Genomic DNA, 20,303 nt, shown 5'->3' on the forward strand with positions numbered 1-20,303 from the left:
ATAACGCTAAGGCGCTAATTAACTTTAGCGCCTTCATCCATCTACAATCATCATTTTTACACCCACCAAAATCGTCTTTTATAGCAGCCACTTATAATATAACTAAAAAATTATTAGCTAATGATTTTGAGTTATATTAATTCAATTTTCATATTAAATAAAAATTAGTCTTCCTCCCATCGTTAGATTATATTTTATTTGCGTCTGCATATCGGCAGATTTAAATAATCTATTAACAAGGAGTGTTTACTATGATTTCAACATTTAATAAAGCGCATAAATCATTAGGAAGTATAAAAAGCCAAGATATATATAAGGAGATAGACTATTCAACAATCTTATCTATTAGTAAAAAACCACCCACAAATACCATTTACCTAGAAAAAACATATCAAAGTGTTCGAGAAAACGTAGAACAAAATAGTATAAACATTCGCCACTTAATGAATAAAATTGATTATTTAAAACGTAAATTTAAAACGGCGGGTTCTGATGAATTGAATGAATTAAAAAATATAGAACATACACTTTCCGTACAAGCCGAAAACCAAGAAAAAAACTTCGAAGCGCTACAGTTTTTACACAGTAAACAGACAAACAAACAAGGCTATTATACGATTTCAGAAATTTCAGAGTCTATGAGTCTCAATAAGTCCCATTTAATTGACCGATATGAAGCCGATTTATTGAGTTTACAGAATGATATGGAAGACCATTTTATTTCACCTGATGAAATTTCACATCAAAAAAATCCTATTATTCTAAATGCCATCAGTTCAGAACTTAACCAAATTAATGCTAACCTAAATAATAGTTACCATTTATCGCGAAAATATCTGCATAAAACCACTGAAAACATGCAGTCTAAGCTTACCTTGATGCAAAAAGCATTCTACGCAGAAGGAGATATACATAATTTATACAATGATGCTAAAGAAAGTAAAAATAACGTAGAAAGATTGCTAAAGAAACTTAATAATGATGGAGTAATGCATTCTGCTAGCAATAATACTATCAATAAATTGATAAAACATACGACAAAATTAAATACTCAATATGCAAAAATTCAATATTTACACCATAGTTTTGATAAAATAAAAAGCTTTGAATACTTGGATGATGTTCATAACCACATTGAACAAGACAACGGTTTTAACAGTAACTACCTTGAAAAGAATTTCAAAAACAATAAGGAGTTTAAGCTACTTACTGAGTTATCAAAATCCATTGATAATTTAAAAACATTAAAAATTAATGCCCCGAAAAAATTAGATAATCATATCTTATCCATTGATGCGCTATTCACATATGGCTCTGACCGACAAACAAAATACCAACAAGACATTCAAAATAAATTAGAAAAGTTGTTCGACAAAATTGAACTACGTATCAACATAGAAATGAAAAAAGACGCCGGTTTATATTACGACCAGTCCACATATTTGATCCATCGGTCTCAGCTAGAAAGAAACATACTAAATATAAAAGAAGATTTAGAAAATTACATCATTGAAAACAGACTATTAGCTCAGGAGAAAAATACCCGTGATAATATTGAAGAGTTAGCGACCCAGTTTTCTGATGAATTCCTTAGAACAAAAACACTACAAAAATTTATTAATTTAGAGTTTAATAATCATCTACAACAATTTTCTCCACCAATTGAGGTAGGCTCTTATATTAATAATTTTGGTGAAGGTAAAGATAATGTCTACATGTTAGCCGTAGAAAAAAAACTATTGAAAAATGAAATAAATAATTTAATTTCTAACATTCGTATAAAGGTCCCCTTAAAATCATCGTCATCTACGATTGATGAAAATACATATTATCAGACGGTTCAAGATAAAATGTATTCCTTATTAAACTTAACTGAGCAATTAGGCGCGTTATCAAAACTGTACGACTCAAAAGGACATTCAGAAATACGCGAATTCATTAATGATATACATGCTTTAGAAAAACAAATTGCTCAGACAGAGAAAGAGATATCTCTATACATTTATACCCACTCAGAAAATAAAGACAAAAAATCAATTTCTTCAGAAGTTACACCTTTACTTATTGAATTAATTAACAAAAAAACAAAAATCATGTCAATTGAAACCACGATTAACAAGAACTCAGATAAAATCAACCTGAACGTCGTTGATAACGATGGAAATGATAAAGACCTAGGAGCGTTATTATCATCGATCATCGCTGAGTTTCCACAAGACACGATTGCGAGTGATGTAAACCACCAACCCTTGCATAATAAATCAATGCCTATATTTGCCCCATCACAATATTAACGCGTATTCTCATTAGATTTACTATTTCACTGCGATTGAAACCACCTACCGTATTGGGTGGTTTTTTTTTAAAAAGGCGCTTGGCTAACTTTGAATGCGATTCGAACTAACAATCCATTGAGTAATTTACTTTTTAATAATTGAGGTTCAGAACCATGATAGCGCGCAATATCTTTTACGAGTGCCAATCCAAGCCCCGCTCCTTCCTTCCCTAAGGCATTATTTAAACGTGTAAATGCTTCCATTGAACGGTTAATTTTAGCATCAGGGATCCCTGGCCCTGAGTCCTCCACTTCCAAGACCCAATGAAAATGGTCGTCACTACTGACCACTCGGACGGTGACCTCCCCATTTTCAGGTGTATATTTGATGGCATTATCAATTAAATTTGCACACATCTCTGCGAGTAAAATCGGCTCGCCTTTGATCCATGCCGTTTCTGCGCCTTCATAGCCTAAGTCAATATTTTGGCTTTCTGCTTGAGATAGCCGAGTAAAACAGACTTGATGAACAATTTCGACCAAATTTATGGCTCGATACTGTGTAATAGCCTCTTTTTCATGAGCTTTTAATCGCGATAGCTGCAAAAGCCTATCCGTCAGGACAATCGTATTATCGAGTGTTTTTTCAATGGCTTGTAAACTCTGTTGCCGTTGGGTTTCATCTGTACTATTAATCGCCACAGAAACTTGCGTTTTAAGCACCGTAAGTGGAGTTTTAAGCTGATGAGAAGCATCTGCACTGAATCGCTCTTGTCGTCTAACCATCCGCTTTAGGCGGGAAATATACCGGTTTAATGCATCAATAAGCGGTGATAAATCAGACCATGGCAGTAAATCTGGCAATGGCGTTAAATCATTAGCAGAACGCCCTAACATTAAATGAGACAATTTTTTCAACGGTGCTAGTAGCTTACTCAGTAGGATATAGGCAAGAACCAAGGTTAACAACACCACTGTACCTTGGCTCATCAAAGCAGAGATTAACAATTGGTTAGCGAGATCTTGTCGTGAATAGACCGTTTCCGCTACACGGATTTCAACCATCCCCGTTATGCCATCTTCATTAATAGGTTGATAAAACGCAGCAATACGGATAGGCAAGCCCTTATACTGCGCATCATAAAAATAAACTAGCGCAGTATAATGCTGTGAACGCATCCAATAAGCGGGAATTGGCGGCAAATCGTCATAACCGGAGATAGTTTCACCGTCAGGGGAGATTACTTGATAAAAAATTCGGTCATTATTATTTAGTTCAAAACTATCAAGCACGACATAAGGCACACTCACAGAGAGGTGCCCATCGATTACTTGCAAACGTTCTGCAACTGTCCGTGCTGAAGCTAATAAGGTTCGGTCATAGGCTAAATTTGCGGCATTTTTTGCACTGTAATAGTGGGTATAAACCGAAAAACTGCCCAATAAAATGAGGGGGATACCGAAAAAGAGCAGCAACTGATGAAAGAGAGAGCGTGGATGAGAGACTAATTTCATACACTACACTGCTCTAATCGGTATCCCAATCCGCGTAAAGTATTGATATTAACATCTGAACCGGCAAGCTTTTTTCTTACACGATGAACATATAATTCAATACTTTGTAAATTGGCTTCATCAGATAACGAAAAGACCTGTTCAAATAATTGCATTTTAGAAACAGGACGTCCTCGCCGATGAAATAATGTGTTTAACACCGCATATTCTCTTGGTGTTAAGCCGAGAGGCTCTTCGCCTAATAAAAAATAGCCATCCTCATGGTAACTCAGTAATCCAAACTGTTGTGACTCATTGACTTTCCCTTGGCTGCGTCGCAATAAAGCACGAAGTCGCGCTTCTAATTCCGCAATGTCAAAAGGTTTTGTCAGGTAGTCATCAGCCCCCGCATTTAGCCCCTGTACACGGTCGGCCACGTCTGAATTCGCCGTTAATAACAAGACAGGGGTTTCTTGATGGCGTTTACGCATTTGCGCTAATACCTCAAGCCCACTCATTCTCGGAAGTGATACATCTAACACGACTAATTCATAGTGCTCAGTCTGCAATAGTTGGTCCGCTATTGCGCCATCACTGGCAACATCAACCGCAAACCCAGATGATGATAACGCTTTTTGTAACCATAATGACAATTCGTCATGGTCTTCAACCAATAAAATTCTCATGCCGCATACTCATTATAATTATTTATCAGTATACGTTGGCATTCCATTGGATGAATGGAAAGCAAATGTGACCATTTTTACTGTGTCCATCACAACTATTGCTAACAAACACTATTAACGTGATTAATTTAACATTAAATTAACATAATAAAAAAGTAAAAATACAAAACAATCTGATATATATCACATAAAAATAATAATATTTGTTAATGAAAGGTAAATGAAAGCTTCATCGGGCAATGATGTCATACGAATACAACAAGAAGTAAGCAATTTTTACCTCTAATTATTGTCTTAGTAAGGAAAAAAGAATGAAAAAATTCACACTGAAGGCCTTAGCAACAGCAATATTTTTAGTTGGCATTAACTCTGCAAACGCCCTACCCGAACGTACAGAATGTATTGCCCCCGCCAAACCTGGCGGTGGTTTTGATTTAACCTGTAAGTTAGTACAAGTGTCTCTTCTTGAAACCAAAGAAATTGAAAAACCGATGCGCGTGACCTATATGCCAGGCGGTATTGGCGCGGTCGCTTATAACGCGATTGTTGCTCAGCGCCCTGCGGAACCCGGCACCATCGTTGCGTTCTCCGGAGGTTCATTACTCAACCTTGCACAAGGTAAATTTGGCCGCTATAACGAAAATGACGTGCGTTGGCTTGCCAGCGTTGGCAGTGACTACGGCATGATTGCCGTTCGAGCTGACTCCCCTTATAAAGATCTCAAAGATTTAATGGATACCTTCAAAAAAGACCCTAATAGCATCGTATTTGGGGCGGGAGGATCTATTGGTAGCCAAGACTGGATGAAAACGGCTTTACTCGCAAAAGCGATAGACATTGACCCTCGCAAAATGCGTTATGTCGCTTTTGAAGGAGGCGGTGAAACCTTAACCGCGCTGCTGGGTAACCATATTCAGGTACTTTCAGGGGATATCAGCGAAATGACGCCATATATCAATGAAGGTAAAATTCGTATTCTTGCCGTCTACGCAGACAAACGCCTTGGTGATGGGTTATCCGATATCCCTACAGCAAAAGAACAAGGGTATGACATTGTCTGGCCAATCATTCGCGGTTTCTATATGGGCCCAAAAGTGTCTGATGCCGATTATAACCAATGGGTTGAAGCCTTCCAAAAATTGCAACAAACCGACGATTTCAAAAAACAACGCGAACTGCGTGGTTTATTTGAATACAACTTAACCGGGCAAGAACTCGATAGCTATGTCAAAAAAGAGATCGAGCAGTATCGTGAACAAGCCCGTGCTTTCGGTTTAGCCAAATAACGGAGTGAACGATGAGCCAACGCATATTTGCCATAGTTTGGCTAATACTGTGTGCTATCGGAATTTATATTGGCTGGGGGATCCAAAGTGAGTTTACTTACGAACCACTGGGCCCCCGCCCTTTTCCGGTTGTCATACTCTCCTTAATGGCGCTTTGTGCTCTTGCCTTATTATTTGGCAAGCAAGAAGCCGTTGAGTGGCCAAAACCCTATGTATTACGCCGTTTAGTTTTATTAGTCGTTGCACTCGTGATCTATGCATGGGCTTTTGAATGGTTAGGATTCCCGATTGCAACCAGTTTACTCACCATCAGTATTGCCCTGCTATTTGGTGCGACGCCCATCGCCGCGATTATTTCAGGCCCTATCTTAGGTATCTTTTTGTTCTATGCCTTTGATAAATGGCTAGATGTAACCTTGCCTATTGGCAGCTTGCTAAGTTAAGGAGCGAAATCATGGAAACTTGGATGTATCTATCTCAAGGTTTTGAGGTCGCACTGGTTCCTCAAAACATCTTGATCGCCTTAATCGGCTGCTTTATTGGGACTATCGTGGGGATGCTTCCCGGCCTCGGCCCTATCAATGGCGTAGCGATTTTGCTGCCGTTGGCTTTTGCACTGAAATTACCTGCTGAATCTGCATTAATCTTACTCGCCACAGTTTATTTAGGCTGTGAATATGGCGGGCGTATATCATCAATCTTACTCAATGTTCCTGGCGATGCCGCTGCCATCATGACCACGCTAGATGGTTATCCTATGGCAAAACAAGGAAAAGGTGGTGTCGCGCTCTCTATTTCTGCGGTCAGTTCGTTCATTGGTTCAACAATTGCAATTGTTGGGATAATTCTATTCGCTCCCTTGCTTGCGCAATGGTCACTCGCCTTTGGCCCTGCCGAATATTTCGCCTTAATGGTTTTTGCCATTGCCTGCTTAGGTAGCATGATGAGCCAAAACCCAATCAAATCACTATTGGCTGCCTTAATGGGGTTATCACTCGCCACGGTGGGAGTGGATGCCAACTCTGGGGAATATCGTTTTACGTTCGATAGCGTACATTTATCGGATGGCGTGCAGTTTATCGTCGTAGTTATTGGTTTGTTCTCTGTCAGCGAAATTTTATTGATGCTCGAAGGCACTGCCACAGGCCAAGGGCTGATCCGTAAAACTGGTAGAATGCTGTTTAATCGTAAAGAGGCCAAAGCGTGTGCTGGCCCGGCTTTACGTTCTTCTTTTATCGGTTTCTTTGTTGGGGTATTACCGGGAGCAGGAGCCACCATTGCCAGCGCTATCACTTATATGACGGAAAAGAAAATCAGTGGTGAAAAAGGCGATTTCGGTAATGGCGATGTTCGCGGTGTTGCCGCACCAGAAGCGGCCAATAATGCCTCTGCCTGTGGGTCATTTATTCCTATGTTAACTCTTGGCGTTCCGGGCTCGGGAACAACAGCAGTAATGATGGGTGCCCTAACGCTCTACAATATCACCCCAGGCCCAGGGATGTTTACTGAACAACCTGATATTGTTTGGGGGTTAATTGCGGCTCTGTTGATTGCTAACGTGGTCCTACTCATCATGAATATTCCATTAATTGGCTTATTCACGCGTATGTTAACAGTGCCATTATGGTTTTTAGTCCCTGCTATTGCTTGCATTTCTGCTGTAGGGGTATATGCCGTTCACAGTACAACGTTTGATTTGTTACTGATGATGGGGCTAGGTGTATTTGGGTTTATTCTACGAAAAATGAATTTCCCACTTTCGCCATTAATCTTAGGGTTTGTATTGGGTGAAATGCTAGAACAAAACTTACGTCGTTCGTTATCCATCAGTAATGGAAATTTCGATATTCTTTGGAGCAGTACGATTTCTCAAAGTTTATTAATTCTAGCGGTATTAGTGCTAATTTTGCCACCAGTTATTAAGCGTATTCGTAAACATAGAAAAGTTTCTGCGCAATAGGGAATTTATACCTTTTAAAAAAAATTGCCCCAAAAATACTTTGGGGCTTTTTGGTCATAAATTATTCATTTATTAATGATACTGTTTTACGCTTAACTTTTTTAATATTTTTTCATCTTGACCAACTATATACTCCGGCCGTTTTCTCGTTAAAAATGGAAATGAATTATTGCAGTTTTTTATTTTAAAAATCATATTACTGAATTTTTTAGAGATGTAATTAACTAGCCCTTTAGTTAATATTTTTAAATCACCCACCCTCATTTTTAACCTTATCATATTAACTCCACCCAAAATGATTCTCAGTCAATTCAATTTATTTGAAACATTTCATTTATAGCGTTATTTACCTTTTATTTTATAATGTTTTTATATTTATTTATAAACTCCTCTTCAATCAACCCATTACTTTCAAAATAATTTTTTCTGTTATCATATGCTTTTTTTAACATCTTAAATAAATCCCTTTTAATTCCAATATATTTATTATCAATTGTTGATATTGAACTAAAAACACTTTTATAAGGGAAGCCATCATGACCAAATAAGCTACTCATAACCGTATCACTCAAATTATCATACTGGATATCTAGCTTTATCGTCGCATTTTTTAAATTAGTATTCGTAAAGTTGTAATCAACATCTATTTTAACTGGGATATTAATTTTGGTATTTTCAGCGTTGGCATCAGAAAAATTAGCTCTTAACAAAGGGATGTTATTACTTGTTTCAACTACTGTGTTCGACAAATCTGAGCCTGAAAAATCAATATTTGCGCTACTAATATGAATATTTCTATTATAGGTACTACCAAGAAGAAGTTTCACCATGCTTTCCGCCGTTATTTTTTTATTCGAATAGTCATAGTAGGCTGCAAGCATATCGAGTTTATGTTCTGATTTGACCTGTAATAGATGATTACTATCACTATTTTTCAATTTGTCGGTATTTATATCCACCAGATGATTTAAAACTTTATTTTGCTTTGCGATTTTCTCTTTACCTTTTTCTTCAATATCCCATCCATATCGGTTGTATATGTTACTTATCTTAGAAAGAGCCATGTTAAGTAATGTTTTCTTATTCGTTTCGGAGCGATTTTTAGTATAGACTTCAAGCATCTTTGTCGAACTATTTCTCATTGTGTAAAAGAGAGTTTTAATACTCATAATTTTTTCCTATATCAATTAACTTTGTTTGCCATATACTCCCATATTCAACATATTAATTATTTAATAAAACAACGATAGCGTACCTATTGATTTCGTATAAAAAAAACGAGAACCGAAGTTCTCGCTTATTTAATACCTTAGGCTAATACAAATTACGCTTTGTATTTGCTCATCACTAATGTGGCGTTAGTTCCACCGAAACCGAAGCTGTTAGACATGACGGTTTCCAGAGCTTGTTCCGTTGGTTTAGTCACGATATTCAAGCCAGCAGCTTTTTCGTCTAAGTTTTCGACGTTAATGCTTGGCGCAATAAAACCGTGCTCTAACATCAGTAAGCTGTAAATCGCTTCGTGTACACCCGCAGCGCCTAATGAGTGACCACTCATCGCTTTCGTTGCAGAAATTGCAGGCGAATGACTACCAAACACTTCTTGGATAGCTTCTAACTCTTTGGTGTCACCCACTGGCGTTGACGTACCGTGTGTATTGATGTAATCAATTTTATCAACACCCTGCATTGCCATTTGCATACAACGCACCGCACCTTCACCTGAAGGAGCAACCATGTCTGCACCGTCAGAGGTCGCACCATAGCCGACAATTTCAGCGTAGATATGTGCACCACGCGCTAACGCATGTTCTAATTCCTCGACAACAACGATACCGCCACCACCTGCGATAACGAAACCATCACGGTCTTTATCGTAAGTTCTTGATGCTTTGTCTGGCGTTTCATTGTATTTCGTGGACAATGCGCCCATCGCATCAAACTCACAGGTCATTTCCCAGCTCAGCTCTTCACCGCCACCTGCGAAAACCACATCTTGTTTGCCTAATTGAATTAATTCAACCGCATGACCGATACAGTGCGCTGATGTTGAACAAGCAGAACTGATTGAGTAGTTTACACCTTTGATTTTGAAAGGCGTTGCTAAACAGGCAGAAATACCCGATGCCATTGCACGGGTCACCATATATGGGCCCACGCCACGTAAACCTTTCGCACGCATACCGTCAGAACCCGCTACTTGGTTACGTGGAGAACCACCACCCGAGCCTACAACGATACCTGTGCGTAAATTTGAAACTTGTTCTTCAGCTAAACCTGAATCCGCAATCGCTTGTTCCATCGATAAATAAGCATAGGCGGAGCAATCACTCATAAAACGGAAAATCTTACGGTCGATTAAGTCTTTTGGGTCTAAATTTTTGACATTACCCCAGACATGGCTACGTAGCCCTGCCTCTTTGAATTCTTCTGAGAAAGTGATCCCGGAACGACCTTCCTTCAGAGAAGCCAGTACTTCTTCCTGGTTATTACCAAGGCTGGAAACAATACCTAGACCAGTGATGACTGCACGCTTCATTCGTTACCTCATGTCTATAATTATATGATTGCGGGATTACAGGGTGTCACTTTAGCTTACACTTGTACGCTGAACAAGTCCGATCAGGGTAAATATTTGTATTTTTTTCTTTGTGACGCGAATGAGACTTTTTTATGACGGTAGCCTTACACCGATATCAGCGGTAAAATTTAGGAATTATATAAACAATGTAGGCTTATCGTGAAAAAGAACGCTGTACAAACCGCACGCCTAAGTTGGAATGACGAAGGCACCCCCATGTCTGAACAATTTGCAGATATCTATTTTTCTAACCAAAATGGCTTAGAAGAAGCTCGTCATGTTTTTTTGCAAGGAAATCATTTTCCTGGCCGTTTTGCTACGCACCCTTCTGCAACCTGTGTAATTGCCGAAACAGGGTTTGGTACCGGTTTGAATTTTTTGGCATTATGGCAATCTTTTAATCAATTTAAAGCCGCAAACCCCAATGCAACATTACAGCAATTGCATTTCATCAGCTTCGAAAAATACCCATTAACAAAAACAGATTTAATCGCAGCACATCACTGTTGGCCTGAACTTGCTGCCTTATCGCAATCCCTTTGTGATAGCTGGCCACAAGCTTTACCGGGTAACCAGCGGATCATATTAGAAAATGGCCATGTCATATTAGATTTATGGTTTGGCGATGTTAATGAGCACATTTCTTTACTGAAAAATAATTTAAACAATAAGATAGATGCATGGTTTTTAGATGGTTTCGCCCCCGCAAAAAATCCCGAAATGTGGAGTGAACAGCTGTTCACTAACATGGCAAATTTAGCCCGCCTTAATGGGACTTTTGCCACATTTACCGTAGCAGGCGCGGTCAAGCGAGGCCTACAACAAGCTGGCTTCACCCTTAAAAAGGTCAAAGGCTTTGGCAACAAGCGAGAGATGTTAACGGGTGTATTAGCCGAAAAAGAAATTGATATCCCAACGCCTTGGTTTGCAAGACGAAAAGCAGATAACCCAGCTGATGTCGCGATCATTGGTGGTGGGCTCGCCAGTTTAACAGCGGCCTACGCCCTTCATCATCGCGGTGCAAAAGTTACCCTATATTGCCAAGACGTCCAAGTTGCGCAGAATGCTTCAGGTAATCGCCAAGGGGCTATTTACCCCTTACTCACTGGCACTAATGACCCCCTTGAACGCTTTTTTGTCAGCGCTTTCCCTTTTGCCTCTCGTTTTTATCATCAGCTGGCCAAACAAGGGCTCGCATTTGAAGGTCAATGGTGTGGTGTGAGCCAATTAGCCTATAACGACAAAGTGGCTCGCAAAATAGCAGGAATGTTAGAAACCGAGTGGCCGGCTGATTTTGCGATTGGTAAAAATCGTCAGCAACTGAGTGATATTTGCGGCGTTGATGTCAACCATGATGGTATTCACTATGCTTCTGGAGGATGGCTATGCCCTGCTCAACTGTGTGAGAGTTTGCAACAATATTTGCAACAGCAGGGGGTCAACTTCTGTTTTGGACACAATGTCGTTGAATTAAAACAAACGGAACAAAAGTGGCAGTTATTAATTGAAACTGCACAACATAAACGGCTAACACGTGTTCACTCAACAGTCATCATTGCTAATGGGCACAAGTTGCGCCAATTTGCACAAACCGTTAATTTACCCATTTCACCTGTGCGTGGGCAAGTCAGCCATATTCCAACTAATCACACCCTACAACAGCTGAAAAATGTTTTGTGTTTTGAAGGGTATTTAACGCCAGCCGATGCCTCTGGCGAGCAACATTGCTTAGGCGCTAGTTATCAGCGTGAACGACTTGATTTAGATTATAGTGAGGAAGAACAACAAGGAAACCGCCAAAAACTGGTTGATAACCTACCCGATGTGACTTGGCCTAGGGATATCGATATTTCCCAGCAACATTCACGCCAAGGTATTCGTTGTGTTATTCGTGACCACTTCCCTTTGGTAGGAAATGTGCCTGATTTCGAGCAATATTTGGCGCACTATCATGATTTACCGACTAAAATCGCCAAGCAACAGCCCATCGCCCTAGCGCCTGTTCACCCAAATTTATTTATTTTTGGTGCATTAGGGTCAAGAGGGTTATCAACCGCCCCACTTTGTGCAGAATTACTTGCCGCCCAAATTTTTGGGCAAGTGCTCCCATTTGACGATGAAACCCTCGCAGAACTCAACCCAAACCGTTTTTGGGTAAGGAAATTATTATTAGGTCGCCCTATTAAACTCCCTTATTAATACATTAAGTTAATGAAATAGCCATTGCACAGCGGTCTTCAGCTGCAAACCCTGCATCGACCTCAGACTGTAAAATAGCCTGTAACTCGGTGGTTAGCTCATTAATTTCAAGAATTTTAAAACCCAAGCGTTGGTAATAAGGTGCATTCCAAGGCACATCACGGCAAGTGGTCAATGTCACTACCGTGATCTTGCGTGCCAAAGCGGCATCAAGAACCTGCTTAATCAACTTTTTACCCAGCCCCTGACCTTGCCATTGCTGGCAAACAGAAACCTCACAAATATGCAGGCTATGATGATGATTTTCAGCATTGATAAAGCCAATTGGTTCATCACAATCATTCACCGCAACCCATTCTAATTGCGCTGAAATAAAGCCGAGGTGGTCTTGCTCTGTTTGTCCCTCTCCCTCAGCAAGCCATTGATATTTTTCGACACTCGTGAACGCCTGCCCTGCAGAAGCTTCTACAGCAGGAAGGTGCTTGGCATCAAAGGGGGTTGCTAAACGAATATTCGCCATAATGTTTACCTACAACAAAATTTAGCTAACAAAAAAGCGGGTTTCCCCGCTTTTCATGCAGAAATCTATAAAATTAAATTGCGTTATTTAATAAGTTTTTCCACATATCTAATACCAATACTTGGTCTGGTGGCGTCAATTCGCCTGCTTTGATGGCATTTTGAATACTGACTTCAACACGTTGGTATAATGCTTCAGAACTGGTTTCGTTTTCTTCTTCCAGTTCAGCTACAGCAAGGGTTAAGTGACCACGCAAATAGCCGCCAGCGAAGAGCTCATCATCACTCGCGTGTTCAACCATATCATCAATTTTCGTTAGTATGCGTGTTTCTAAATCCGCAAGCATGCTTAATCCTTACTATATTGTGTGTTCATTAGGCAAAAATATCTTCCGGGTAAGGAAAAGCTTCTGCACAAAGAGGTGGCGTATTGTAAAACAATTGTAACGCATTAATAAAGCGTAATGGGCGCTCCGGGATGCCATTTTCTAAATAAAGCATCACTTGGGCATGAACTTTGCGCATAAACGCAATGCGGTCAGGCTCAAAATCCCCTTCTAAGTTGTCACAACTGACATTAAATGGAATGCCAACAGCAACACAAAACAGCCAATCGAGTGCTTGAGGTTTGATCTCAACCACCTCAAACTCACACTGTGTTTTTTCATCTCGCCCATCAGGGCAATACCAATAGCCGTAATCAACTTGCTGGCGCCTTGCTTCCCCTGCGATACACCAATGTGAGATTTCATGTAATCCACTGGTGAAAAAGCCGTGTGCGAATACAATTCGGTGATAAGGCACAGCCTCATCTGCGGGTAAATAAATGGGTTCATCATCCCCTTTTACCAGTCTGGTGTTATATGTCACACCAAAGCATTCATCAAAGATGTTGATTAGATCCTGATAATTATGTGTACTCATGAATAATTTAAATCATCTTAAAATAATGAGAGAAACCAAGCTTTAATCACGTCACCATGGCTATCATGGAGTAATTTAATACTCATCAGCAACGAAATCACCACGATCATCGGCCTGATCAGTTTCTGTCCTTTGGTTAATACCAAGCGCGCACCTAAACGAGCGCCAACCATTTGGCCAATTAGCATAACAAAACCTAATGCCCAAAGAACATGACCCCCGATAATAAAAAACACTAAAGAGCCGAAATTAGAGGCAAAATTAAGTAACTTCGCATGTGCAGTGGCTTTGGCAAGGTTATAGCCAAGCAACAAAACATAACCTAACGCTAAAAATGAACCGGTTCCGGGACCAAATGCTCCATCATAAAAACCCAGAGTCATCCCAATTGCCACCCCGAAAAATGGCATACTAATACGTTGTTGACGGTCTTGCACACCAATTGACGGCGTTAATAAAAAGTATAAACCGACACAAATCACCAAAATGGGCAACAGTTGTTTTAAAAATGCGGTATCAATCATTTGAATGACAATCGCACCCAACATGGCACCAATCATGGTCATAATGAACGGAAACAGTTGTTCTCGTAAATCTATTGCTTTACGCCTGACGAAATAGAGTGTTGAAGAGAACGAACCGCCAACCGCTTGCAATTTATTGGTCGCTAAAGCTTCAACAGGCGTTATTCCTACAGATAACAGGGCAGGGATCGTTAATAGTCCCCCTCCACCAGCGATAGAGTCAATAAACCCTGCAAACAGCGCAACAAAGAAGAGTAAAGCATAAACTTCAGGTGCAACGGCAGTTAGCCAATCCATTTTACTATCCAAAAAGAAGAAATATCATGATGTTGATGTGAATATATCGCCAATCAGATTTGGTAATATCACAACCTAGATGAGGTATTTTTAGGAGGCTTCATCCGAACCTTCATCATTAACAAAGCGACCTTATAGGCCGCTCAGTTGTCACTACATAAACACAGTAAAAACAGTTACTCAAACGGTTCCATTACTGGTGTCACATCCGCACATTGGCCTCGATGACGTAAATAGTGGTCCATCAGGACAATCGCCATCATCGCTTCTGCAATTGGTACCGCGCGAATGCCTACACAAGGGTCATGACGCCCTTTGGTGATCATTTCAACTTCTTCACCATCACGGTTTAATGTTTTACCTGAAACGGTAATACTGGATGTCGGTTTTAACGCAATATGCGCAATAATCGGCTGGCTGCTGCTAATACCACCTAAAATGCCACCTGCATGGTTTGAGGTGAAACCATTACGGGTAATTTCATCACGATTTTCACTACCTTTAAGCGCAATAACCCCGAAACCATCACCAATTTCCACCCCTTTCACAGCATTAATACTCATTAACGCATGAGCGAGATCGGCATCTAAACGGTCAAATACCGGCTCACCTAAGCCCGCAGGGACATGCTCTGCAACGACGGTAATTTTAGCACCAATCGAATCACCTTCTTTCTTTAAACCACGCAATAATTCGTCAAGTGCGTCTAACTTGCTTGGATCGGGACAGAAAAATGGGTTTTCTTCGACAATTGACCAGTCTTTAATTTCACAAGCGACTGACCCCATTTGCGTTAAACAACCATGAATTTGCACACCGAGCTTTTCTTGTAAATATTTTTTCGCAATCGCACCTGCTGCAACGCGCATGGCTGTTTCACGTGCTGATGAACGACCACCACCACGGTAATCACGCTGGCCATATTTTTGTTCATAAGTGTAATCCGCATGGCCGGGCCTAAATACATCTTTAATCGCGCCGTAATCCTGCGAGCGTTGATCGGTGTTTTCGATTAATAACCCAATGCTGGTGCCCGTAGTAACACCATTAAACACACCAGATAAGATTTTGACTTGGTCAGGCTCCCGACGCGCTGTCGTATAACGCGATGTTCCTGGACGACGACGGTCTAAATCTTTTTGTAAATCTGCTTCTGTCAGTGCTAAGCCTGGGGGAACCCCATCGACGATGCAACCTAATGCAACCCCGTGTGACTCACCAAATGTGGTTACGCGGAAAAGTTGCCCAATTGAATTTCCTGCCATCGGAGTTTCCTATTCTAAGCCATTCTTGTTTTACTAAGAATTTTGGTTGTTAATTATTATATCGTTGTGTCGTTATTATTGATTACATGATCTTGAAACATCACGCAACTGTTGATTAATCGATATAAAGCTCAAAATGTGCGTGGTGCTCGACAAGTTGTTCACGCGTTAACATAAACACACCGTCACCACCGTATTCAAAGTCTAACCAAATAAATGGAATTTCAGGATATTGTTCAATCAGATGAACCATACTGTTACCCACTTCGCACACTAACACGCCTTCTTCTGTCAGAAAACGCGGTGCATTGGCTAAGATACGACGCACCAGTTTCAAACCATCACTTCCAGCGGCTAGTGCTAGCTCAGGCTCAACACGAAATTCTTCTGGTAAATCGTCCATATCTTCCGCATCCACATACGGAGGATTAGTGACAATTAAATCGTATTTAACCTCTGGCATTTCCCTGAATAAATCCGAACGGATAGGGATCACTCGATGCTCCAAACCATGATTGGCGATATTCTGCTCAGCAACGCTTAGCACATCACTTGAAATATCAACCGCATCGACTTCTGCATCAGGGAATTCATACGCACAAGCAATTGCAATACAACCACTTCCTGTACATAAATCAAGAATGGTTTGTGGTTCATCCGCCACTAAGCCAACAAAATGGTTATTGATTAATTCACCAATTGGCGAACGTGGGATAAGCACGCGCTCATCAACATAAAACTCATGGCCACAGAACCATGAGCGATTAGTCAGGTATGCGACTGGAATACGCTCATTAATACGGCGCAAAACACGCTCAATAATGCGGTGGCGTTCCGTTGGTGTTAGGCGTGAGGTTAACAGCTCATCGGGCAGGTCTAGAGGCAGGTAAAGTGTTGGTAACACCAATTGTAGCGCCTCATCCCATGGGTTATCTGTACCGTGGCCATAGTACACATTGGCTGCATTAAAGCGGCTCATCGTCCAACGTAAAATATCTTGAATGGTATGAAGTTCTGCAACGGCTTCATCAACGAAAATCTTTTCCAAGAAGGGGTTCTCCAGCCTGTATTTTGAAAGGGAATATATGAATAACTAAAGTTTGCCACGAAGTGAAAGACAAATCAGCAGATTAATGTAATAAAATTTGCCAGGGGGGATCGGCTCATCGCACTTATTAATGCATGTTAATGCATGTTTTGACGTAAAAACGCCCTTTATTTAGCTAAAGGGCGTGAGGAAAATAACAAGTTCAGCAAAGAAGCAACAATATTAGCTTTCGTTTTGCAGTACGATTTCCGCCTCTTTCGCAGGTTTTTTTACCCAAAGTGTGTAGGCAATAGTCAGTAATACTAACCAAACAATGCCGACATATAATGCAATTCGTGTCGATTCAAAATAACCTAAAACACCAAAGATAAACACCATAAATGCGATGGCTAGAATAGGCGCGACAGGCCACATCGGTACAGGGAATTTTAATTGACTAATTTCTTCTGGCGACATTTTTTTGCGCATTGCAAACTGTGACAGTAAAATCATCAACCATACCCAAATCGTCGCGAACGTCGCAATTGACGCAATCACCACAAACACATCGTCAGGAATGACATAGTTCAATACTACGCCCACCAGTAATACCGCGATCATCACTAATACCGTCATCCAAGGCACGCCGTTTTTTGTCAGCTTGGTAAAGGCTTTTGGTGCTTGTCCTTCATGTGCCATGCCATACATCATACGCCCTGCACCAAAGATATCGCTGTTAATTGCCGAAATTGCTGCTGTGATCACCACAATATTTAAGATATTCGCTGCAGATTGAATACCTAAGCTATCGAAGATCTGCACAAATGGACTACCTTGCTGCCCAATTTGGTTCCATGGATAAATACACATCAAGACAAATAACGTCAGGACATAGAACAATAAGATACGAATTGGCACCGCATTAATCGCTCTTGGGATCGTGGTTTCAGGGTTTTTCGCTTCACTCGCGGTAATACCAATAACTTCAATTCCCCCGAAAGCAAACATTACGACAGCAAAGGATGCAATCACCCCACCAATACCATTTGGCATAAACCCATCGTGAATAAATAAGTTTGATACCCCAACCGCATGGTCTGCAGCTTGGCCAAAACCAAACATCATAATGGCGGCACCACCGACAATCATCGCAATAATCGCAATAACTTTAATGATTGACAGCCAAAACTCCATTTCACCGAAGGTTTTCACGTGACATAGGTTTATCGCACCAATAAAGAAAATAATGCTTAACACCCAAATCCACTGTGCAACCTCTGGAAACCACAGTTTCATATAAACACCAAATGCCGTCACGTCCGCCAAGCAAACAATGAGCATTTCAAAAACATAAGTCCAACCCGCAAAAAAACCGGCTCTCGGCCCTAAATAATGGCTGGCATACTGTGAGAACGACCCCGCAAGTGGTCGATGAACCGCCATTTCACCCAGTGCTCTCATAACCATAAACACTGCGGCACCGCCGATAATATAGGCGAGCAATACCGCGGGACCCGCGGTTTCTATTGCTTTCGCTGAACCATAAAACAAACCTGTACCAATCGCAGAACCTAAAGCCATAAATCGAATGTGGCGCGCAGAAAGCCCTCGCGCAAGTTGTGATGTGCTTTGCATGATTTATCCTTCGTATTATTTTATTGTCGTGCAGATAAATACTTCAGGCGGCCAGTACATTGCCGGCCACCTTTTATTTGCTTGATATATTAGTTAGGGAAGACTGCGCCAGCCTTGAAGAGCGCAGACAGTTTATATTGGTTAATTAAATTAATTGCCGCTTCAATATCAGGGGCAAAATAACGGTCTTTATCATAGTAAGTCACTTGATCACGTAATGTTTTACGTGCTTTTTCCAAGGTTTCACTCGACTTCAAACCTTCACGGAAATCCATACCCTGACACGCAGAAAGCCATTCAATGGCTAAAATACCCGTGACATTCTTTGCCATCTCCCATAATCGACGCCCCGCTGCAGGTGCCATCGAAACATGGTCTTCTTGGTTAGCCGACGTTGGTAGGCTATCGACACTTGATGGATGGGCTAATGCTTTGTTTTCACTGGCTAATGCAGCGGCCGTCACTTGGGCTATCATAAAACCTGAGTTCACGCCCCCGTTATTCACTAAGAAAGGTGGCAACTGTGACATATGGGTATCCATCAGTAATGCAATGCGACGTTCGGATAACGCACCAATTTCCGCTAACGCAAGCGCAATATTATCTGCCGCCATCGCAACAGGCTCTGCATGGAAATTACCGCCCGAAATAATATCGCCATTATCAGTAAAGACTAATGGGTTATCTGACACCGCATTGGATTCAATTAATATCACTTCGGCTGCTTGACGAATTTGAGTTAAACAAGCCCCCATGACTTGTGGTTGGCAACGTAATGAATACGGATCTTGCACTTTCACACAGTTCTCATGGGACTTCGCCAATTCACTCGTCGGTGATAAAATATCACGGAACATCGCCGCAACATCAATTTGCCCTTTTTGCCCTCGAACTTCTTGCACGCGTGCATCGAACGGTTTACGAGAGCCCAGTGTGGCTTCAACACTCAGCGCTCCACAGGCAATGCCAGATAGCAGTAATTTTTCTGCTTCAAATAACCCTTTTAGTGCAAAAGCGGTGGAAGTTTGCGTCCCATTTAATAATGCCAAGCCTTCTTTCGCTTCTAATTTCAGGGGCTTTAACCCGGCCTTTTCAAGGGCTTTTTTCGCTGAAATCCATTTACCTTCAACGCGTGCTTTACCCTCACCTAATAAAATCAAGCTCATATGCGCTAATGGCGCTAAGTCGCCAGAAGCCCCCACAGAGCCCTTAGCCGGTATAAATGGATAAACTTGCGCATTCACTAATGCAATTAAAGCATTAATGACTTCAAGGCGAATACCAGAGAAACCGCGAGCCAAACTATTAATTTTGAGCACCATGATTAAACGCACGAGGTCATCATCTAACGGCTCGCCAACACCCGCTGCGTGAGACATCACAATAGAGCGTTGTAATGATTGCAAATCTTTAGTCGCGATGCGGGTATTGGCAAGTAAACCAAACCCCGTATTGATACCGTAAGCGGTTCTATCTTCCTCAATAATTTTATTTACTGTCGCGACACTTTTTTCAATCGCCGTATGCGCTTTTTTGTCTAAAGAGACAGTTACTGCTTGCTGGAAAACAACGCGTAAGTCTTCGAGTGTCATTTTTCCTGGGTGAATAGTTAACTTAGTCATTAATGGCAC

Annotated in this window: 17 protein-coding genes; 5 read left to right on the top strand and 12 right to left on the bottom strand. The window is 40.9% G+C overall.

Translation table 11 applies throughout. From position 1 onward, the window contains the following. Window positions 1-251 precede the first annotated feature (251 nt). Window positions 252-2,294 carry a hypothetical protein gene (locus tag PSF42_RS15985; RefSeq protein WP_272680353.1) on the top strand — a complete coding sequence of 681 codons (2,043 nt, stop codon included), beginning with the start codon at window positions 252-254 and terminating at the stop codon, window positions 2,292-2,294. A 68-nt stretch (window positions 2,295-2,362) separates the two neighbouring features. Here PSF42_RS15985 and PSF42_RS15990 read toward each other — a convergent pair whose 3' ends face one another. Together PSF42_RS15990 and tctD are read right to left on the bottom strand one after the other, a co-directional pair. Continuing rightward, window positions 2,363-3,790 (bottom strand): sensor histidine kinase, encoded by a 1,428-nt coding sequence (locus tag PSF42_RS15990; protein ID WP_125891334.1) that lies wholly within the window; start codon window positions 3,788-3,790, stop codon window positions 2,363-2,365. After that, window positions 3,787-4,455, bottom strand: a complete 669-nt coding sequence (gene tctD, locus PSF42_RS15995) for a transcriptional regulator TctD (RefSeq protein ID WP_094962689.1) — start codon at window positions 4,453-4,455, stop codon at window positions 3,787-3,789. Before tctD ends, PSF42_RS15990 begins: the two co-directional genes overlap by 4 nt. Before the next feature lie 311 nt (window positions 4,456-4,766). Between tctD and PSF42_RS16000 the strand changes: the two genes are divergently transcribed. Genes PSF42_RS16000 through PSF42_RS16010 form a run of 3 tightly spaced genes read left to right on the top strand, consistent with a single transcriptional unit; the run spans window position 4,767 to window position 7,701 of the window. Then, entirely contained in the window at window positions 4,767-5,741 is a 975-nt protein-coding gene (locus PSF42_RS16000; protein WP_272680354.1) for a Bug family tripartite tricarboxylate transporter substrate binding protein, read from the top strand. A gap of 11 nt (window positions 5,742-5,752) precedes the next feature. Next, window positions 5,753-6,184, top strand: a complete 432-nt coding sequence (locus tag PSF42_RS16005; RefSeq protein ID WP_272680355.1) for a tripartite tricarboxylate transporter TctB family protein — start codon at window positions 5,753-5,755, stop codon at window positions 6,182-6,184. An 11-nt stretch (window positions 6,185-6,195) separates the two neighbouring features. Then, window positions 6,196-7,701 (top strand): tripartite tricarboxylate transporter permease, encoded by a 1,506-nt coding sequence (locus tag PSF42_RS16010; protein WP_125891337.1) that lies wholly within the window; start codon window positions 6,196-6,198, stop codon window positions 7,699-7,701. A gap of 353 nt (window positions 7,702-8,054) precedes the next feature. Here PSF42_RS16010 and PSF42_RS16015 read toward each other — a convergent pair whose 3' ends face one another. Both PSF42_RS16015 and fabB read right to left on the bottom strand, forming a co-directional pair. Then, window positions 8,055-8,870, bottom strand: coding sequence for a hypothetical protein (locus PSF42_RS16015; RefSeq protein ID WP_272680356.1), 816 nt, complete (start codon window positions 8,868-8,870; stop codon window positions 8,055-8,057). 155 nt (window positions 8,871-9,025) lie between these two features. Continuing rightward, complete coding sequence (gene fabB / locus PSF42_RS16020; RefSeq protein WP_125891339.1) at window positions 9,026-10,240, bottom strand: beta-ketoacyl-ACP synthase I; 1,215 nt, start codon at window positions 10,238-10,240, stop codon at window positions 9,026-9,028. Between the two features lie 201 nt (window positions 10,241-10,441). Here fabB and mnmC point away from each other — a divergent pair, with 201 nt between their 5' ends. Beyond that, a complete protein-coding gene (gene mnmC, locus PSF42_RS16025) occupies window positions 10,442-12,481 on the top strand; it encodes a bifunctional tRNA (5-methylaminomethyl-2-thiouridine)(34)-methyltransferase MnmD/FAD-dependent 5-carboxymethylaminomethyl-2-thiouridine(34) oxidoreductase MnmC (RefSeq protein WP_272680357.1) in 2,040 nt (679 codons plus the stop codon). A 4-nt stretch (window positions 12,482-12,485) separates the two neighbouring features. Here the strand turns inward: mnmC and PSF42_RS16030 are convergent, their stop codons facing one another. The 8 genes from PSF42_RS16030 to hutH all read right to left on the bottom strand — a co-directional run bounded on the left by PSF42_RS16030 (window position 12,486) and on the right by hutH (window position 20,294). Further along, window positions 12,486-13,001, bottom strand: a complete 516-nt coding sequence (locus tag PSF42_RS16030) for a GNAT family N-acetyltransferase (protein ID WP_125891341.1) — start codon at window positions 12,999-13,001, stop codon at window positions 12,486-12,488. Between the two features lie 73 nt (window positions 13,002-13,074). After that, entirely contained in the window at window positions 13,075-13,347 is a 273-nt protein-coding gene (locus PSF42_RS16035) for a YfcL family protein (protein WP_004257217.1), read from the bottom strand. 28 nt (window positions 13,348-13,375) lie between these two features. Further along, window positions 13,376-13,924, bottom strand: coding sequence for an elongation factor P hydroxylase (locus PSF42_RS16040; protein WP_125891342.1), 549 nt, complete (start codon window positions 13,922-13,924; stop codon window positions 13,376-13,378). Between the two features lie 17 nt (window positions 13,925-13,941). After that, window positions 13,942-14,745 carry a TSUP family transporter gene (locus PSF42_RS16045; protein ID WP_004912371.1) on the bottom strand — a complete coding sequence of 268 codons (804 nt, stop codon included), beginning with the start codon at window positions 14,743-14,745 and terminating at the stop codon, window positions 13,942-13,944. Window positions 14,746-14,921: 176 nt separating this feature from the next. After that, window positions 14,922-16,010: a chorismate synthase gene (aroC, locus tag PSF42_RS16050; RefSeq protein WP_125891343.1), complete on the bottom strand. Its 1,089-nt coding sequence runs from the start codon at window positions 16,008-16,010 to the stop codon at window positions 14,922-14,924. A gap of 115 nt (window positions 16,011-16,125) precedes the next feature. After that, entirely contained in the window at window positions 16,126-17,058 is a 933-nt protein-coding gene (prmB, locus tag PSF42_RS16055; RefSeq protein WP_125891344.1) for a 50S ribosomal protein L3 N(5)-glutamine methyltransferase, read from the bottom strand. 222 nt (window positions 17,059-17,280) lie between these two features. Then, window positions 17,281-18,672: an amino acid permease gene (locus PSF42_RS16060; protein WP_272680358.1), complete on the bottom strand. Its 1,392-nt coding sequence runs from the start codon at window positions 18,670-18,672 to the stop codon at window positions 17,281-17,283. A gap of 89 nt (window positions 18,673-18,761) precedes the next feature. After that, window positions 18,762-20,294, bottom strand: coding sequence for a histidine ammonia-lyase (gene hutH / locus PSF42_RS16065; RefSeq protein ID WP_272680359.1), 1,533 nt, complete (start codon window positions 20,292-20,294; stop codon window positions 18,762-18,764). Window positions 20,295-20,303: the final 9 nt, after the last annotated feature.

The sequence above is a fragment of the Providencia sp. PROV032 genome (assembly GCF_028484875.1).
GTDB classification, from domain to species: Bacteria; Pseudomonadota; Gammaproteobacteria; order Enterobacterales; family Enterobacteriaceae; genus Providencia; species Providencia rettgeri_E.

What these genes read in the sequence shown, in the direction of transcription:
- PSF42_RS16045 (WP_004912371.1), bottom strand. Translation starts at nt 14,745, where the DNA reads ATGGATTGGCTAACTGCCGTTGCACCTGAAGTTTATGCTTTACTCTTC.
- PSF42_RS16040 (WP_125891342.1), bottom strand. Translation starts at nt 13,924, where the DNA reads ATGAGTACACATAATTATCAGGATCTAATCAACATCTTTGATGAATGC.
- PSF42_RS16010 (WP_125891337.1), top strand. Translation starts at nt 6,196, where the DNA reads ATGGAAACTTGGATGTATCTATCTCAAGGTTTTGAGGTCGCACTGGTT.
- PSF42_RS16015 (WP_272680356.1), bottom strand. Translation starts at nt 8,870, where the DNA reads ATGAGTATTAAAACTCTCTTTTACACAATGAGAAATAGTTCGACAAAG.
- PSF42_RS16000 (WP_272680354.1), top strand. Translation starts at nt 4,767, where the DNA reads ATGAAAAAATTCACACTGAAGGCCTTAGCAACAGCAATATTTTTAGTT.
- PSF42_RS15990 (WP_125891334.1), bottom strand. Translation starts at nt 3,790, where the DNA reads ATGAAATTAGTCTCTCATCCACGCTCTCTCTTTCATCAGTTGCTGCTC.
- hutH (WP_272680359.1), bottom strand. Translation starts at nt 20,294, where the DNA reads ATGACTAAGTTAACTATTCACCCAGGAAAAATGACACTCGAAGACTTA.
- fabB (WP_125891339.1), bottom strand. Translation starts at nt 10,240, where the DNA reads ATGAAGCGTGCAGTCATCACTGGTCTAGGTATTGTTTCCAGCCTTGGT.
- PSF42_RS16035 (WP_004257217.1), bottom strand. Translation starts at nt 13,347, where the DNA reads ATGCTTGCGGATTTAGAAACACGCATACTAACGAAAATTGATGATATG.
- PSF42_RS16005 (WP_272680355.1), top strand. Translation starts at nt 5,753, where the DNA reads ATGAGCCAACGCATATTTGCCATAGTTTGGCTAATACTGTGTGCTATC.
- aroC (WP_125891343.1), bottom strand. Translation starts at nt 16,010, where the DNA reads ATGGCAGGAAATTCAATTGGGCAACTTTTCCGCGTAACCACATTTGGT.
- PSF42_RS16030 (WP_125891341.1), bottom strand. Translation starts at nt 13,001, where the DNA reads ATGGCGAATATTCGTTTAGCAACCCCCTTTGATGCCAAGCACCTTCCT.
- PSF42_RS16060 (WP_272680358.1), bottom strand. Translation starts at nt 18,672, where the DNA reads ATGCAAAGCACATCACAACTTGCGCGAGGGCTTTCTGCGCGCCACATT.
- PSF42_RS15985 (WP_272680353.1), top strand. Translation starts at nt 252, where the DNA reads ATGATTTCAACATTTAATAAAGCGCATAAATCATTAGGAAGTATAAAA.
- tctD (WP_094962689.1), bottom strand. Translation starts at nt 4,455, where the DNA reads ATGAGAATTTTATTGGTTGAAGACCATGACGAATTGTCATTATGGTTA.